The sequence below is a fragment of the Pseudomonas sp. LBUM1659 genome, from assembly GCF_059716045.1.
In genome coordinates this window covers 5,006,462-5,023,834 of sequence record NZ_CP166797.1, presented here as the reverse complement: position 1 = coordinate 5,023,834, position 17,373 = coordinate 5,006,462, and the positions used below count along the sequence as shown (strand labels likewise).

7 protein-coding genes are annotated in these 17,373 nt (G+C 58.1%); 6 read left to right on the top strand and 1 reads right to left on the bottom strand.

Going from position 1 to position 17,373, the window contains the following annotated elements:
* The first annotated feature begins 122 nt into the window (after positions 1 to 122).
* Positions 123 to 497: a tetratricopeptide repeat protein gene (locus tag ACA048_RS22760; protein WP_497626383.1), complete on the top strand. Its 375-nt coding sequence runs from the start codon at positions 123 to 125 to the stop codon at positions 495 to 497.
* 244 nt (positions 498 to 741) lie between these two features.
* Positions 742 to 1,101, top strand: a complete 360-nt coding sequence (locus ACA048_RS22755; RefSeq protein ID WP_497626382.1) for a PilZ domain-containing protein — start codon at positions 742 to 744, stop codon at positions 1,099 to 1,101.
* Between the two features lie 134 nt (positions 1,102 to 1,235).
* On the opposite strand, the gene ACA048_RS22750 is transcribed toward ACA048_RS22755, so the two are convergent.
* Positions 1,236 to 1,610, bottom strand: coding sequence for a DUF6124 family protein (locus ACA048_RS22750; RefSeq protein ID WP_497626381.1), 375 nt, complete (start codon positions 1,608 to 1,610; stop codon positions 1,236 to 1,238).
* 461 nt (positions 1,611 to 2,071) lie between these two features.
* Here ACA048_RS22750 and ACA048_RS22745 point away from each other — a divergent pair, with 461 nt between their 5' ends.
* The 4 genes from ACA048_RS22745 (at position 2,072) to ACA048_RS22730 (ending at position 17,350) form a co-directional block, all read left to right on the top strand.
* On the top strand, positions 2,072 to 4,831 hold the full coding sequence (locus ACA048_RS22745) for an Ig-like domain-containing protein (protein ID WP_497626380.1): 2,760 nt from the start codon (positions 2,072 to 2,074) through the stop codon (positions 4,829 to 4,831).
* Positions 4,832 to 4,979: 148 nt separating this feature from the next.
* Positions 4,980 to 8,597: a Tc toxin subunit A gene (locus tag ACA048_RS22740; RefSeq protein ID WP_497626379.1), complete on the top strand. Its 3,618-nt coding sequence runs from the start codon at positions 4,980 to 4,982 to the stop codon at positions 8,595 to 8,597.
* A gap of 55 nt (positions 8,598 to 8,652) precedes the next feature.
* Positions 8,653 to 12,753, top strand: coding sequence for a Tc toxin subunit A-related protein (locus tag ACA048_RS22735; RefSeq protein WP_497626378.1), 4,101 nt, complete (start codon positions 8,653 to 8,655; stop codon positions 12,751 to 12,753).
* Positions 12,746 to 17,350 carry an MSCRAMM family protein gene (locus ACA048_RS22730; RefSeq protein ID WP_497626377.1) on the top strand — a complete coding sequence of 1,535 codons (4,605 nt, stop codon included), beginning with the start codon at positions 12,746 to 12,748 and terminating at the stop codon, positions 17,348 to 17,350. The genes ACA048_RS22735 and ACA048_RS22730 overlap by 8 nt, the downstream gene beginning before the upstream one ends.
* Positions 17,351 to 17,373 lie beyond the last annotated feature (23 nt).

Sequence of the window (17,373 nt, the reverse complement as noted above, 5' to 3'; positions counted from 1 at the left end):
CTTTGGGTGTAGTCATTGTTCGAATGCACTACTTATTGGCTTTTATCTTTAAACGATCGTGACAAGCCGCCTGAAGGTTTTGCACAACGGGTCGATACAGAGCTCAAGACAGGAGAACCCCCATGCGATTCGCGCTCATTGCCGTCCTTGCCCTCAGTGTGACGGGCTGCGCCCGTTGGTCGATGAACCACCATTTGAATCTCGCCTATAGCGCCTACGACCGTGGCAATTGCGAGCAGGTCATACTCGAACTGTCGAAAGTCGAGCGCTCCAGCCGCGCGCGGCCTTATGTGTGGCCGGAAGTGTCGATGATGCGCGGTCAGTGCCTGGAAAAGCAGATGCTGTATATCGATGCGGCGCAGACTTACCAGTACATCATCGAGACGTACCCGCACAGCGAATACGCCTACCGCGCCCGCGCTCGTCTGGAAACCCTGGAGAGCCAGGGCCGTTACCCGCTGCGAAGCGCCGCGGCTGTGCGCCCGGCGACGTACTGATCGCAGTCGTCACGCAACGGCTGGCTCACTGGCGGTGGTGAGCTATAGTCCAAGAGATCGGTTTTAGAGCCTTGCCTCTAAACCCGAGTGCATACCTGTGATCGGCAGGAGTAAGCGTCAGCGGTTGCATGGACTGTCGCACCGGGATCGGGGAGAGCGCGCCTTCACTTCTACAATAAAGAAGAAGACCCGTTCCGAAGCATTAGTGCGGCCCTGCTTAAGGGTCTTGCTGGGCCATTTGCGCATGTTTACCAACCGCCGGATTCAGCGGCATCAGCTGCCGTATTTCCTGAAAGTGTTCAACAGTGTCACCGACAAACCCATCGGCTTTCTCGGCAACGTGTCCGAAGACGGGCTGATGCTGATCAGCCAGTTGCCCATGATGGTGGGCGTCGACTTCGACCTGCGTCTGAAAATTCCCGCCACCAATGGTGGCCAGCAGGTCATTGACCTGACGGCGAGTTGCCTGTGGTGCCATGAAGACGAAACGCCGCAGCACTACGACGCCGGGTTCAGCCTGCAACGGGCGCCGCCGGAGTATGGGCAATTGGTGGAGGCATTGAGGCAGTACTTCAGTTTTCAGCCGTTGCCGGCGTCTGCCTGAAGGGTAGCGTCGTCTTCTCTATTGCCTTCGCGGGCAAGCCCGCTTCTACAATCTCCAGGGTTCACAAATCCCCTGTAGGAGCGGGCTTGCCCGCGAAGGCGTCATTACAAACAACAACGAATGACCGGTAACGGCTACGTCGTCTTGATTGCCCGCTCGTTATCCAACGACCGCTCCACCAGCATCAACCCCAACTCACTCATCTGATAAATCACCATCGCCAGGTGCCGTGGCCTGTCGTCCAGGCTTTCGGCCAGGTCGAGCAGCAGAATGCTGACTGATGAAAAGGTCTCGTAAGTCTGGATGGTCAGGGCTTCGGGGTTGGCATCCGGGACAACGGTGAACATTTTCATGGCGCGGTCCTGGGCAGTGCGAAGGGATTCGACGTCGGGTTTTAGGTAATGGTCGAGCGCCTTGTCGGCGGCAGCGTGGAGTTTTCTTGAATCGAGGGTGGCGTAGGGGGAAACCGGGTCGGTTTCGGGGGGTGGATTGGGTGTTGGTTTGAACATGGTAAATCTCCTTGTTGGAGCTACCACCGACTCGCGACTAAACGAGGGGGGTGGCGGCTGTACGCAGGTTAGTCGACCGGGAGGAGACATGAAAAACCGGCGCGCCCGAGGGCGCCCTGCGTACAGCCACCATCGAGTGCGGGGATGGGAATACCCGACTGGATGACGCTTATGCACATTCATATCACCTACCCGGGCGACTAAACCCGATCGCTGATGGGCAGCGACGCGGATCAAGTTACGGGGCAAGGCCAAGGTGCACAAGCCGGCGGATTCTGGCGGATGTGTAGTCCGTTGCGCAAGGCGTTGTAGTCACTCGACTGACGTCTGTAGGACTCAGCGCGAACGGTGCGGCAGCGGCTTACACCACTCGTCGGGACTGTCAGATCTTACAGGTGTGAGGTAACAGAGCCGGATGGTAGAACCCACATCACCCAAAGCACCTTGCGGAGTTGAGCATCATGGCTGATGAACAGAATGATCCCCTGTTTCCTAACCCCCAAGTCGTCATCACGCAGCCGTCCGCGGGACAGGTCATGACGTCCGGCTATTTTTCCATCAAGGGCTATGACGGCAGTATCTGGGTCAACGCATACAAGGTGCTCTCCGACAACACATTAGAATTATTAGGTGGCTCGGTAACGCCGGGTGGTTATTGGGAAGTGCCTGTGTTTTTTACTGATGGTTCGTACACCATTTGTGTTGGTCTTGAATCCAATATGTCCGAACGTGTCACGTTTTCAGTTCGGGTGGCTTTTACCGTTCCACGGATCACCCTGCCCAGAGATGAGGAGATTGATATTAGCCAGCCGTTCACCGTAGGAGGAACGGCTACCCCCGGTTTTCGCGTTCGGATTATGACGCAAGGTGGTTGGCATGATTTTGGACTGTCTGAACCTGCTGCACGCGATGGATCCTGGAGCAAGACGCTGGATATCCGAAATCTGCCAGACACGATTACGATTCAGGCTGCGCACGATGCGCATGGTCAATGGTCAGAGGCGCGAACCTTTCGGTTACGGGCAAGCAAGCCAATTATTCAATTCCCGGAAAACGGCGACATCACCGATGTAAAGGGGCGGATATCTGGTGCTGGAGGGGTATCGGGGGCCATTGTCGAAGTACTCAAAGACTTTGAACACTCATTCAAAATCGGGGAGGGAGATGTAGGGGCGAACGGGGAGTGGAACGTAACAAGGTTCGTCATGGATATGCCCCCCGGTCCGTTCTCTATTGTGGCGCGACAAATTGTCGGAACTGTGCCTTCTGATGTGAGTGAAGTCCGCTCGTTCAAAATCCGCCCCCCCGCACTGACCGCCGTCACCACTTCATACCCAACCGAAACTTCGCTCAAGTTCTCAGGCGCCGGCCACACCGGCGCAACGGTCGAGATCACTATCGTCAGCGGGCCTGGTGGGACGGCACCGTCCGCTGCCACGGTGACAGGAGGCCGGTGGGAAACCACCGTCACCAACTGGCCGTTTGGCACGTACACCCTGAAAGCGATTCAGAAAGTCTCGGACAATGCCAATGGCTGGATTGAGTCGCAGCCCTACACTTTTTCCTACAGTCGGGTGCTGCAAGACCCGAGCGACGTAGTATTCACAAAGGAATACCAGCCGACCTTTTCCGGCAAAGGCACTAACGGCGCTATGGTGAAGATCGCTGATCCTGGTGGCAGCACTTTCCCCGCCCCCGACGCGCGCGTGTCCAACGGCCAATGGTCGAGCCGGGCATCCCGGGAGTGGGGCCCGACCCTCAATCGGGATGTTTATTTCAGGCAATATCTGGATGGTCAACAGTCGCCAACCTGGGTCTCCCTCATAGTCACCATCCCACCATTGGCACCTGTCATCGGCCCGGTGCAAGAGGACGGCTTCTCTCCAAAATTCTCCGGTACCTGCTGGTTAAATGCGGCCGTTGAACTCACGTTCAGCGACGCCCCCACCAAGCATCCAGCCACAGTTGTCGGTTCAAGCTGGACCTTTCAGCGCGAGACACCGTTTGCTCCGGATGTTCCTCACACGGTCACCGTCACCCAGACGGCTGCCTCGCAAACGTCACCCGCTGCGTCCGTAAACTTCACGGTTTATACACCAATGCTCAAACCGGTGATTACCCACCCCGAACCAGGGGAGGAGGTCGGTCGCGATGTGATTGTCCAAGGGCAGGACGGCATGGCCGGGGCCACGATGCAACTGCGTGATGCTCAAACCGGCCGAGATCTGGGCGCTCCCAAATTGCTGACCGTCAACGGTGAATGGGCAATCGAACTCACCGGTCTGAGCTTTCGAAAGTACACCATTGATGCGCAACAAACGCGTTATGAGCGGCCATCCCCCCGCAGCGACATGCTCGATTTCGAGGTGGTGCTGCTGCCACCGGTCTTTACGCAGCCAACGGAAAACGGCGATCTGCCACGAACCGCGACGCTTGAGGGGGAGGGCATGCCGAACGGGCGGATTGAGGTCTGGCTGGCGGGCGTTGCCGAGCCTTTACTCACGAACATTCCGGTGGGCGCAGACCGCCACTGGAAAGGCGAGGTGACCTTGCCGGTGGGGGCCAAAAGCATCTGGGCGAGACAAACCTTTGAGGGTCAGACGTCCAAGGACAGCCCGCCGCTGATCTATAACGTCGTACCCGCGGCACCGTTTATCGAAACCCCGGCCACAGGCGAGCACATCGGTCGGCGGGTGGTGGTGTCAGGCTTCGGCGTGCCGGGGGACACCGTCGCGGTGAAACTGGGCAATGCCACACGTACGGTGCTGGGGCGAAGCCCGGTGCTGGAGGATCGCACCTGGTCGGTCACGCTGATGCTCGATCAGCCTGGTGGCCGCTGCGACCTGGTGGCTGTGGCGTCGTGCGACGGCTTTGAATCGGCCGACTCCCCTGAACGGTCGGTCGTGCTGGGTGCTTTTCTGCCTTCCATCGATGTACCGGCGGCGGGACGCTGGGTGAGTGATCCGGTGCTGTTCAAAGGTCAGGGTAAACCGGGAGTCGGGGAGGTCACGAGCTGGTTCAACCCTGATCAAAAATGGTCGTCCGATGTTCCCGTCAGCACGAGTGGTTGGCAGGGCAGTGCGGCGCAGCCGTTGCCCGACGGTGGCAATTGGTGCCGGTTCAAACAATCCCTCACCGACAGTGAAGATGGCGCGACGGTTTCTGACTGGGCGGACAGCGAACGCTTCGAAGTCGGGCGTGCGCCACCCACGAAAGCCTGATAACGATCCTCCGATGAGCGGTTATTGAACTGTCATTTGTGACAGTAGACGGTGATCGGCTTCAGGCGTCAAATCTCTTCCATCAATCGCACGGCCTGACAGGATTGTCAGGCTGTTCAGGACCGTTATCGACCCCAGGAACCTGACCATGGCTGACTCCCGCCCCGCCTCGCAACTGCTGAACCAGGTCTTTAGTAAAGAACAACGCACGAGGTACGCGGCTCTCAACACTTACATCGAAGACGGAGGGTCGATTTTTCCACTGGTGGAAAAGGGTGTGCAGGGGCTGGTGAGGGACTTCAACGTGAGCCCCGATGACGCCCGCCGGTTTTTGCGGCGGGCCAACAGCTTGGCCATTTATGTGCGCCGACAATTCATCGAGCACAGCTTGCGCAGTCATAAAACAGATGAGGCAGGGACGACCAGTGGTTTGTTGTCGATGGTTTCGGGACCCAGTTTCGGGACTCTGTTCAACCCCCCATTCGACAGTTTTTGCCCGCCGCGGGCTCTGGAGTCTCTTGCTTCGCCAGTGGCGTATCTGATCGAGCTGTTGAGGTGGATCGAGCAGCGTATCGAGTCCGTTCCGAGCGGCAACGAAAAGCTGCCGCTGCATGACCGACGCAAGGACCTGAAACCGCTGTCGGTCGATTTCAATGCGGTGTATCGATCGGTGTCTTCGGTCGACATCATCGTCTCGGTGCTGGAAACCTTCATCACCGAGCACGACGCCAAACAGCATGTTGAAGACACGATGATCGAGGCGCGGTATCCCAACGGGTTGCCTTACTACCAGCACTGGGTGACCCTGGATGCGGTTGCCCATCACCATGGGCTTTCGGTCGGCAATTTTGCGCATGTGGTGGACTTTTCCTTCCCTTATTTTTTGCTATGCCACGCTTGGGATGCCGACGCGGGGCGTGCTCTGGCCCACGCATCACGGCTGGGGCCTTATCAGCGGCGGTTGCTGACGGAGAAGCCCGCAGACTACGAAAGTCGTGAGGCTTTCTATTTGCAGAACTTCGGTGCCAAGGACGTGGCATGGCAAAACCTTGACCAGGTGCCATTCTTCGGTGAACGAACCAAACTCCACACCCCGGGGCTGGAGGACTTGCTGTCGGTACGAGGTTTCGCCCCCGTGCGCTCTGCCAACGTGACGTACGCGCAAAACAAGCCTGTTGAGCCGGAAAGCTGGCGCTCCGGTTCGGTTTACCTCAATGCCAATAGCGACCCTGCGGTCAGCATTACGGGTACCGGAACCGGCCCTTCATTTATGCATAAATTATCAGTGGATCCAACAAGTGCAATTGGTCTTGGCCGTTACGACCGAATGAACCGCAAGTTGCGTCTGGATCAGTGGCTGGAGCTGCCCAGCGATCAGGTAGATGCGTTGTTGGTGGCGGCCATCAAGGCTGAATCGCGCAGTAGCGCATCAGACAATGCCTGGTTGATCACGGAAAAAGTCGTGCATGCGCTGGGTCTGTTTCAGTCATTACGTGAGCGCTATGGGTGTACGGCGCCAGACTTTGCCGCGTTTATCGACGAGTTGTCGATTTACGGTCGCGGTGAAGCGCTCTCGCAGTTTGACCAAGTCTTCAATGGGCAGGGCGACTACCGCCAACCCATGTTACTCGATGACGGTGAGTTCTCGGTGTTGCCGGTCCAGGGCGATTCCGAATTGACGGTCACCCAATTGTGCAGTGCGCTGGGGATCGACCTGCAGACCTACCGATACCTGGCCATGGCGATTGCCGGTGCGCATGGCGTCACCGGCAACAAACTCAGTCGCACCCCCGCAGTCATTTCCAGTTTTTACCGCCTGGTGAAGCTGCCCCGTCTGTTGGGCATGACGCCGGTCGAAGGCGTCCTGATGCTGACGTTATTGGGTGGGGAAGACTGGCTCTACGGTCTGGCGGGTACTCCCCGGATCCATTCGACCCCAGTTGACACGCCCGATGTGCTGAACCTCATTTACGCCTTGCATTCCTGTGTGGGGTGGTGCGCAGACCGCAAGTTTGCGGTGCTCTGGATGTTGCAACAGATCTCGCAACCCCAGGCGTTGGCCACCGCCTCTGACGAGGAGCGCCAGTTGTTTGAAAAAGTGCGCAGCCTGTTGCCAGGCGCACAGTTCACCCACTCGGCGTTACTGATGGCGGGTGTGCCGCCACTGGCGGGCGCCAGCTGGCTGGATTTGCTGACGATGCTGGTTGATGCGGACGGGCTGGTCCTGGCGCATGCGGGTACGCAAACCGAGTACCTGGCCTTTGCCCGGAGGGCGCTCGACGGGGCGGTGAAGGATGGCCTCGGTGGCGGTGATGAAGTCGCACGCGCTGCCATTGTCGAGAAAATGCTCGCCGTGCTTTTGCAGGCCCAAGAGGCTCAGGCGTCGGTGGTCAAGGAATCGCTGGCGGTTTATGCGGGCGTCAACGCCGAGAAAGCGTTTCAAGTGCTGGCCTGGGCCAATGCGACGGTGCACCAATTTTTGCGCCAGGTGTTCGAACGCACCCTGTCGGATCGGGAAGATTCCTTGCGCGGACGCAACGAGCAGCCTGACCCCTTGCTCGACCTGTTGGCCGATGTACGCCGTCGCAGTGCGGTGGTGGCGAAACTGGATCTCGATGCCCAGCTGTTGCAGGACTATCTGACATACGGCCACAAGGCCTGGCTGGATCAGGATGACAAACATGCGTTCACCGTGAGGACGTTGTACTACCTGACGGCCCTCACCCGGGCGTTTGAGTTGAGCGAGAAGCCCGCGCAGCAACTGCTCGATTATCTGCGTGAGGTCAATGCGTTGCCTGACAACCTTAGCGTTGATGCTGAGCGTCTGGCCCAGCAAGCGGCTGCGATTCGCCTGGCCGAGTTTTTCGACTGGAGTGTTCAAGAGGTACGCGAGTGTGTCAGTCGCATCGACCCGGCACTCAAGATCCTGAAAAACCTGACCCAGCTGGATCTGCTGATGCGCATTCGGGTCATGGCAGCGAAAACAGGCATGAATGCCTTGACGATTTTCTTGATCGGCACCTTGCCCGAGGCAGTAGACAAGTTGAAGTACAAGGAGGCTGCCGAGCACGCGTTGCTGAGCTTCTCCGAATCCCCTGAGCCCCAGATGGCGTTCACCGAGGATCTGCAGCGGCTCGTTACCGTGACCTGTGTGCTGGACAAGACCGAGGTGGTGGCCAACAAGACAGACGATAAAATCACCTTCACCGTGACCCTCAACGATGTCGACGCAAAGCCGTTGAGCGGCGTCAAGGTTTACTGGCGTGCCAACCTGGGCAACATCGCCACCCAGGAAACGGATACCCAAGGCGTGGTCAGGGCAGAGTTCTTGCCCGGCAAGGTCATGGGCACGGACACCCCGCAGTTCTGGCTGGATCTGTTCGAGCCGCAGTACGCCCCCACCCTCAATGTTGTCGCTGATGCGCAGTCCCTGCAATTTCCGCCTTCGCTCATGTCGCCGGTGCCGTTGGGCACCGTGCCCTACGGTCAGGAAGTCGAACTCTATGCCACGCTGATGGACCGGTATCTAAACCTCGGGAAAAACAGCCGCGTGCAATGGAGCTACGAGGTTGTGGGCGACACCAAACTGCCTTTGCTGGTTATCCGACCGGAGCAGACCTCCAAATCCAACCAGGAGGGCGTGACGCAAATGTTTGTCTCCAGCCCTACCGGCGGAAAGTTTGTGATCAGTGTTCTGTCCGAAGCAGGAGAAACCATGGCTGATTTCAATCCCATCACGTTCGACGGCGAGGAGGCAGGTCAATGATCGCTATCGCTGACTGGTCGTGCGTTCCCGGCTCTCACCCTCAGGAGGAAGGACTATGGCACTGAACAAGATGGCTGGCCTGCTCGAAAAGCGCCGTAATGCGCTCGTCGAGTACTGCATCGGGACGTTCGGGAGCGGAGAATCGCCAAAGTACAGCTTCCTGAATACTCCGGCAGACCTGTTTGAACTGCTGCGCATGGATCCCCTGGACACCTACCCGGTTCAGAGTTCCCGGGTGGCCGAAGCGACGAGCTGCGCCCAGCAGTTTATCCATGCCGCGTACCGCAAGCTGGAGCCGGGCTATGCGACGATCGAGTTCGATAAGAGAGATCTGGCGATTTGGGAGCTTTACAGCAATTACCCGGATTGGGCCGCGCGACAACTGATCGCGATCTACCCGGAAAATTTCATGACCCCCTTTGTGCGACAGCGCAAGACCAGCCTGTTCAAAACCCTTGAAAACAATCTCAATCAGACCCGCCTGAACAGCGATTCGGTACAGGCAGCCCTGCAGGACTACCTGAAAACGTTCGAGCAGACCTGCAACCTGGACGTGATCAGCAGCTACATGGACGGTGCCTTGCCGGCACACGCTGATTATTACTTTGTCGGTCGCCAGCGGGTGCCGCCTTACCAGTATTTCTGGCGCAAGGCTGAGGTAGAACTCTCGCCAGCCGATGTCGCCCTCAATCCCGCGGTGTGGAATGAATGGCAGCCGGTGGATATTCCCGCAGGAGCCAAGGTGCTGGACATTCGCCCCGTGTTCTGGAGCGGGCGGTTGTGCCTGGTGTGGGCCGAGTGGCGGGACAAGGTCGAGGGAGCGGATGGCAAAAGCATACCGCCCTGGCTGGACATCAATCTGGCGTTCATGAGTCAAAACGGCCAGTGGTCGGCACCGCTGAACATGCACAGCTCCGCGCAGACGGCAGATCACTCCCAGGACAAAAACGTTCGACTGATTGCGACCGTGTGGGCCGATCATTACAACCCCAAGGGCAAGTTGGGGGTGTTGTTGACGAACCGCAAAGGGGACGGGAGTGAACCCGGTCTGAATGTGACAGCGGTACGCGATGTGCTTTTCCGTCCCTTGCCCGAAGATGATGGCGGCTGGCTGGAGTACGCCGCGGACAAACGCTTTGTCGCCGCCGAGACGGTGCAGCATCCGATGCTGAACCAGCCGACCCTCGTCGCCAGTGTGCCCACGCCGGGGTCCCTGACGCCTTACCTGGATGTGCAGGCCGTGGCGTTTCGCGTCGGTAACGACGATGTACTGATTGTCCAGGGACTTTTGAGGCCCACGGGAGAAACCCGTACCGATAACGTTGAATTGGAATTGACGTTGAAAAACAAAACCAACGACGACCCGGCACCCATTAAAACCTCCAAACCGCTTGCCGGTGGCTGGGGCACCGAATGGCAAGTCTTCACGCGGGGGAGAGGTGCATGGGGGACGCCGACCTTTACTTTTGGCAGTGCCACGGGTGGATATGGACTTAAAGAATTTGCATTGACGATTGTCAACGTAACGGACTTCAACCCGGCGGCATTGCTCAAAAACACTTCCGATGCCGCGCAGTTTATTGCTTTCAACCAGCCAGACTGGACGCTTGAATTCACCCGTCTGAATTCGCTTTTCGGCCCCGAGCTGGTGCAACGTTCCAATATTTCCGTGGACGCTGTACTGGATTGGGACACCCAGTTTCTGTCTGAACCGCCGCCCGGTTCTGCAACGATCAGCGAGCCGAACGGTGCATTCAACGGCGCCAATGGCTTGTTTTTCTGGGAGCTGTTTTTTCATGTGCCTCACCTGGTCGCAACGCGTCTGCGCATGGAGGATCGTTTTCTGGAGGCGCAAAAATGGCTGCATTACCTGTTTGATCCACAAGCGCCGGCCGATCCGGAATCAACTGTGCGCCCAAATCCTAAACCCCTGTATTGGCGCTGCCGGCCGTTGAATGTCGTCAAAGGCAATGTGGGCTTCGAAACCCGCGCACTGACTGATCCGGACGCCATCGGCTATTCCGCGCCCTGCCATTTCCAGATTCTGGTGTTTACCGAATACGTCAAGAACCTGGTCGCCTGGGGCGATTGGTATTACCGCCAGCTCACCCGTGACAGCCTGGTAGCGGCCAAGTTGTGTTACGTCCAGGCCGAGTTCTTCATGGGTAAGGCCCCCACGGTACGGACAGTGAACCGTTGGGAAACCGACACGGTGGAGGGCCTCTTGACCAAGAGCCTGTCGCGACCGGCGCTTGAGCAGTTTGAACGCGCTATCGTATACAGCCTGGCGGACTTTCCTGCCTGTGCCGAAGAACCGCCCGAGCTCGGGTTGCTGGCGAACAATCCTTTCAAAATCCCGATCAATGAGCAGTTGCTCGCGATGTACGACGTGCCCGGCCAGCGCCTGCATAACCTGCGCAATAACCTCACCCTTGACGGCAAATCGATGGAGATCCTGCTTTTCAGCCCTCCCACCGATCCCAATCAATTGCTGAAAGACCTGGCGGCCGGGGGCGTTGGCGCGCCGAGACCCATGGGCGGGCGGCTGGTGGTCGGTGCTTTCCGTTGGCGCGTGACGTTCGAGGCGGCGTTGCGTGCGGTGCAAACCCTGCAGGAATACGGTAACCAGGTGCTGCGCTTGCTTGAGCAGCGCGATCGGATCGAGCAGGATGAAATGCAGCAAGACAATCTGGTGAAACTGGGCACCTATGCCCAGACCGTGCAGGAATATACCATCGACCAGTTAAAGGCGAATGTGGTCGCGCTGGAGCAAAGCCGGGCCGTGGCGGCGGAACGGGCCGACGCCTATTCGGCACTCTACGACGAAAATGTGTCGGCGGTTGAATACGAGGTCATGGAAAGTCTGCAGGAGTCAAAAAAACTGTCACTGCTGTCCTCAAGCATCAAGCCGGCAGCCGGGGTGCTGGCTGCGCTGCCCAATGTGTTCGGTTTGGCCAATGGTGGGTTTCGCCCCGACGAACTCATCAATGCGGTGTGCTTCGGCTTGGACATCGCCTCGGCGGTCAAGCAACTGGATGCGGACAAACAAGCCACCACCGAGGCTTACCGCCGTCGCCGTAACGAATGGGCGCTGCAACGCAGTCAAGCGGCAGCAGAGATCCGGGCGATCGACGAGCAGATCGGCGCCCAGAAGCATGCCGTCGAGGCGGCCAAAACCAGCCTGCAGCAAACCCTCACGGCCAACAGTCAGGCGCTAACGGTTTACAACTTCCTCAAGACGCGTGCGACCAATGCCGAACTGTTCGGCTGGTTGCTGGGCCAGTTCAAGGCTCTGCACTATCAGGCGTACGATGCGGTGGTCAGTTTGTGTCTCAGCGCCCAGGCTTCGTTGAACGCGGAAACCGGCGATTACGACACGCATCTCCCCATGCCCCAGGTCTGGCTGGATAACCGTCACGGCTTGACCGCAGGCGAACACCTGCGCGGGCATTTGTTGCGCATGGAGCGTGAATACCTGCAACGCCATGAGCGTCGGCTGGAATTGGTCAAAACCGTATCCTTGCGGCAATTGTTTGAGGACAAGGTCGAACCGCAAGTGGGGATCGACAATTGGACGTCTGCGCTGCGGCAGTTGCAGCACCGGGGGACACTGGAATTCAAGCTTACCCAGCTGCTGTTCGATCGCGATCATCCGGGGCATTACTGCCGACAAATCAGCTCGGTCGAGGTCGATCTGCCGGTGCTGACCGGTCCTTACGAAAATGTACGAGCAACCTTGTTGCAGATCAGCAGCATGATCGCGACCAAGGAATCGTCTCAGTCTGTGAGGTATTTGCACAACCCGGACGGCGCCACAGCCCCCTCCGACGTGCAGGTCAACCTGCGCAGCGGTCAACAAATCGTCTTGTCGATAGGGACTGCCGACAATGGCATGACCGCCATGAAACCTGATGAAGGGTTGCTCAGCCCCTTCGAAAACACCGGGGCAGTGTCGTCCTGGACGTTGAACTTTCCAAGGCCGACAAAAGAGTCGCAGCCCGCCATGCTGCTCTCGTTGACGGACGTCATTCTGCGGATCCGTTTCACGGCCAAAGCTGGCAAGCCGACCTTCGCGCGAACCGTCGAAGACCTGGTGACCCAAGCCGAAAACCCGGAGCAAAACCCAACCGTCGAAGGAGCCGTCCGTCATGAATGAACCGATCATCCAGGGCAATGAAAGTCTGATCCTCAATGGCGATTTCGTGCAGGGGTTTACCGATTGGAGGGAAGGTCCGATTAATAAAGGCTGGTTGAGTACAGCGCGTGAACTCCATGAAGGCGAATTTGTTCGTTTTCTGAAGGCTGGAAACAAGTCTTCGGTCAGTCAGCCTTTTAGGGTCCCCAAGGATCCGGGCGCGCAAGCGCGCTATGTCCTCGGTTTCTGGTGCGAGACCCGGCACACCGAAGCGGGCATGCTGAAGATCAGCATCGACGGGCAGCAAGAAATATTGGAGATCCCGTTGCGGCCGGGTGCATCACGGGATGTCGAGGAGGATCAGGTACGGCTGAGGAGCGGTCAGCCGCTGGATTTCACGCCGATCAAGTACGAAGTCGAGCTGGCCCTGCCATTCAAAGCCGGGGACACGCTCACCGTCGACGTGTCCAGCCCGGCCAATGCCCCCAATGACCCCATCTCGGGCATCTGCATCACCCGAATCAATCTCCAATTGCATCTGGAGCCAGCGGTGATGCAAGGCCTGATGCTGGATGAAGAACCGGTGGCACCCGCTGCGACGCTGTACATGTGCCAGGGGGCCTCCGTGAACTTTGCTCACCGGTTGAAATTCCTCCCCGCGCCAGACAATGCCTGGCGGGACACCCACGCAGCGTTGAGCAGTGACGACAATCCGCTTGGCGCGGTTGTCGCAGCGCCGGATTGGGGCGTAGATCATCCGCTGGAGGATTCATGGCAGTTTGATTGCCCGTTGATTGGCGAGGAGGGGCCCTACCTTTTCTCGATGAATCTGCTTAACCAGTTCACGGCCGAGCCTTACCCGGTGAATGTGTCGCTGGGGCATCATCGATTGGTGTTCCGCGAGGTGCTTTGGGCGGCGTATTACCCGGTGCTTGAATACGGGCAGGGTGTGCGTCTGGGCGTTCAAGTGGCGTCGTATTACACCGGCCAGTCCCTTGGCGGACGAACAGTGACCTGGACGCTTGCCGGCCAAGGGGTTAAAGGTGTTGGCATCACGGATGACCAAGGCTGGGTGTACTTCTATTTTGAACCGGTGGCAGCGGGTAACGTGGTCATTCAGGCCTCTGTCGACAGCCTTTATTACGCCGCCGGGGTGGTCACTCAGTCGTTGGACGTCCGGGTACTGGCCACGGATCCGTGGAAGGACGTATTGGCGAATGCCGACGGGGTTGAGACAAGCTGGGAGGAAAAAATCGGTTACCCCAATCGGGGCTCGGACTATCCCGTGATGGTGAAACTGCCTGCAGGCAGCCCGTTGTTGGGCACGGAGCTGTCGTTGCACTGGAGCGGCGATTCCCATAAGCAGTTGGGTGTTGATGTCAGCCCCGCGCTTGAGGAACCGGTGCCGGTCATCGGCGTCGAAATGGCCTGGACCCTGACGAGCGAGGATCGTCTTGACGGCCAGTTTTTTCTGGAACTGGTCTGCTCGAAACTGCTGCTGCCGTCATCGAAAAAAACCATGTCGCTGGCGCGCAATCTGGTCAAGGTCGGCGAGGTGCGCGAGGCCAACAAGTTTCCCGTGGTGGATGAAAACGAAAGTGTGCTGTTGCGGGTGCAGGTGGTGCATGTCGTGGTCAGTGGCGACGGTGATCCGGTGAACAACGCGTGGGTCGACTGGATAACCCCTGAAGGCACGATCCCGACCCGATCCGGTGCCGGTGGCTGGGCCAGTGTGCTGTACACGCCAAAAGTCGCCGGGGATCAGGTCGTCAAGGCCAGCATCAAGGCCCATGCAGAGGCCGTTGCGGTTGAACAGCCTTTTAATGTGAAGGCGATTGCGACCAGCCCCTGGAAGAATGAAGTCAAGATCCTGCTGGATGAGGTGGAAGTCGAGCGCAATACGCTCGGCGTGCTCTGCCGGCGTGGCCAGGCACATACCTTGAAGGTTGTGCCGGTCGCCGGCAGTTCGTGGATCGGTAAAAACATCAGTTTGCACTGGCGTGGAGTAGCACCGGATATCGGGCTGGTGCCCAGCGACCTTGGAACAGGCAAACCTTTATTGGCTGCTGGTGCGCAGTGGTCACTCGTCTCGCAAGTCAGTACCAGTATCAGCAGTCTGTTTGAGCTGGAGCTACGCCTTGAGAGTGTCCCAACCTTTCGAGAGCTGTCCGGTCGTCTGGTATCTGCGGATCTGACGCAAGAACTGAGTCTGAGGCTCGATCAGGTACCGGCGGTAGTGGACGCTCAGCCGCTCTATCCATGTCTGGGTGCGCTTCATCGCTTCATCGTTTTGCCCAATGCGCTGAGCCCGCTGGTGGGGCTGTTGACATCGTTGACAGGGTCGGGGACGCCTGTCGAGGAGTTGGGGGCAACGATTCTGCCCGCGTTGGATCAACCTCAACCCATCAGCGACGCCGGGGCCCTCTGGACGCTGGATTTTACCGCCAGTCAGCAACCGGGCCAGTTTGCCCTGACGTTGAAATTGCCTCAGTTGAATTTCGTCGCCACCGCCAAACCGATGGTGTTGGCGCATAACAAAGTCCGGATCGAGGCGTGGCGCGAATCGCCGGTGGATCCGGTGGTGGGGCAGGACCCTGCGTGGCTGTGGGTTCAGGTGTTTTCTCATTTCACCCAGCGCGCAGTGAATCAAGTGCCCGTGACATGGAGCGCGTCGGGGAGCCCGAGTGTGGTGCAAACCGATGCCGACGGCTGGTCCGGATTTGGTTTTGTGCCAGCCGTCGCCCAAACACATGAGGTGGATGTGTGGGTGGCCAGTCCTTACGACGACTTTGAAGAGAAACGCACCATGACGGTCCCGGTGTTGGCGAGCGATCCGTGGCAGGGGCTGATGGTCAAGTTTGATGGCGGATCGGCTCAAGCCTGGGGTGAAAAGACCTACTTCCCGCGACGCAAGGGCGAACATACGTTTGAGCTGTTGGCACTCCAAAACAGCCCCTTGTTTGATCGTGATTTGGCACTCGGGATGACCGGGACCGGACCTCGAGATCTGGACATCCAGTTCTTGCCGGATGCGCTGGGAGTGCCTCGAAAGTTTTACGACGTGGTGGGATTGCACTACACGTTCAAGGCGGGCGATCTGAAGGACGCAAGTTTTGCGTTGCGATTGTCGTCGCAGCGACTGGCGCGTCTGTCGCCGGCGAACGCGATGTCGTTGGGTGAAGGCTCGCAGGTGGTGAAAATCACCGGGAACAGCAGCGTTTATCAGACGCTGGATTGGGGGCAGGAATATTTTGGGCAAGTCACCGTCGTGTCGGTCATCAGTGGCAGGCCGATGGCGGGGTGGACGGTGACATGGCGTAGTCCCGACCTTGGGGTTGTGACTTCTGTGACCGATTTTTATGGTGTGGCGAAAGTGCGCTTTGTTCCATCCACTCCCGGCGTGGCTGGGGTCATTGCGACGGTAGGCAATGAGCAGAATTCGGATGCGATTGCCCTGACTTTCACGCTCAATGAACCGAGGGAAATAGTTGAACTGTATGAGCCGATCGACTCCAGACAGCCTCCTGACGAGTCGCAGGCTTATGCCAAGGCCAAAGTGGTTTCGGCATTGACCGGGTTGCCGTTGGTCGGGGTTGAAGTTGGGTGGGAGTTCGACGGACGTGTACTCGCACCTTCGCTGACCGACGCCGATGGCATCGCCAGTTTGACCTTTGCGGTGGTTGCGCAGGGGGAAGAGGTTTTGTGGGCCACGGTGAAAGGCGGTATGCCTGGCTGGGATACCAAAGGGTTGTTGTATGGCGGGGTGGTGCCGGTGATTGAGTCGTTGACCAGTGCGAATGTGAATATTGAACTGGGTCAGGAAGCCAGCGCAGAAGTGAAGGTTATGTCTCGTACCGACGGCCAGCCTCTTGTGGGGATCGAGGTTGTCTGGACATTCCCCGGCTTGTCCTTGCCACCGACAGCGACAGACGCGAACGGCGTTTCGCGAATATCTTTCACGCCGGTTGAAACAGGGACGCTTGGATTGACCGCTACCGTAGGTTTTGGTGCTCGATCGGAGCTGGATTTTAATGTGGTTAATCCTGTCATCGAGTCACTCACCTGCGACAGACCCGACACCTATCCCGGGTATGAAGTAAACGCTCGTGTCTCGGTGATAGGTGCTCCCACAGGCGAGCCTTTGGAGGGCATCAAAATCAAGTGGAGTTTTGCGGGGCAATCCGTGCCTGACGGCGTTTCCGATGGTGAGGGTGTCGCCTTGGTTGCGCTAGTGACACCGGGCGTCGGTGAATATGAATTGGTGGCGACTCTGGATTCCGGTCTGCCAAGTTCGAAGTCACAGGTGATCACGGTGAATCCTCTGGAACAGGCGAAATTCGATCTTTTCTTCGCCGCACCTGCGTTCACCCAAGTAGGTCGGTCTTCGGTGATTACGGCACGAGTTGTGAAGTTACTGCCGCCTGCAGCTCTGTTGGTGGGGCGTAAGGTCGACTGGAACGTTAACGGTCAACCCTGGCCATCAACGTATACAGATGTCGGCGGCATAGCCAAATTTAATTACCATGCCACTGAGGTTGGAGACGTAAAAATTGAGGGCGTTCTCGAAAACCAGAGTTCTACTTTTAAGATGTCCCTTACTTTGAAAGTACTTAGTTAACGACTGCGGATGTGACGGAAGCG

Bases quoted from the DNA above. Each gene is read 5' to 3' on its own strand.
- ACA048_RS22760 (WP_497626383.1), top strand. From the start codon at position 123: ATGCGATTCGCGCTCATTGCCGTCCTTGCCCTCAGTGTGACGGGCTGC.
- ACA048_RS22755 (WP_497626382.1), top strand. From the start codon at position 742: ATGTTTACCAACCGCCGGATTCAGCGGCATCAGCTGCCGTATTTCCTG.
- ACA048_RS22750 (WP_497626381.1), bottom strand. From the start codon at position 1,610: ATGTTCAAACCAACACCCAATCCACCCCCCGAAACCGACCCGGTTTCC.
- ACA048_RS22745 (WP_497626380.1), top strand. From the start codon at position 2,072: ATGGCTGATGAACAGAATGATCCCCTGTTTCCTAACCCCCAAGTCGTC.
- ACA048_RS22740 (WP_497626379.1), top strand. From the start codon at position 4,980: ATGGCTGACTCCCGCCCCGCCTCGCAACTGCTGAACCAGGTCTTTAGT.
- ACA048_RS22735 (WP_497626378.1), top strand. From the start codon at position 8,653: ATGGCACTGAACAAGATGGCTGGCCTGCTCGAAAAGCGCCGTAATGCG.
- ACA048_RS22730 (WP_497626377.1), top strand. From the start codon at position 12,746: ATGAATGAACCGATCATCCAGGGCAATGAAAGTCTGATCCTCAATGGC.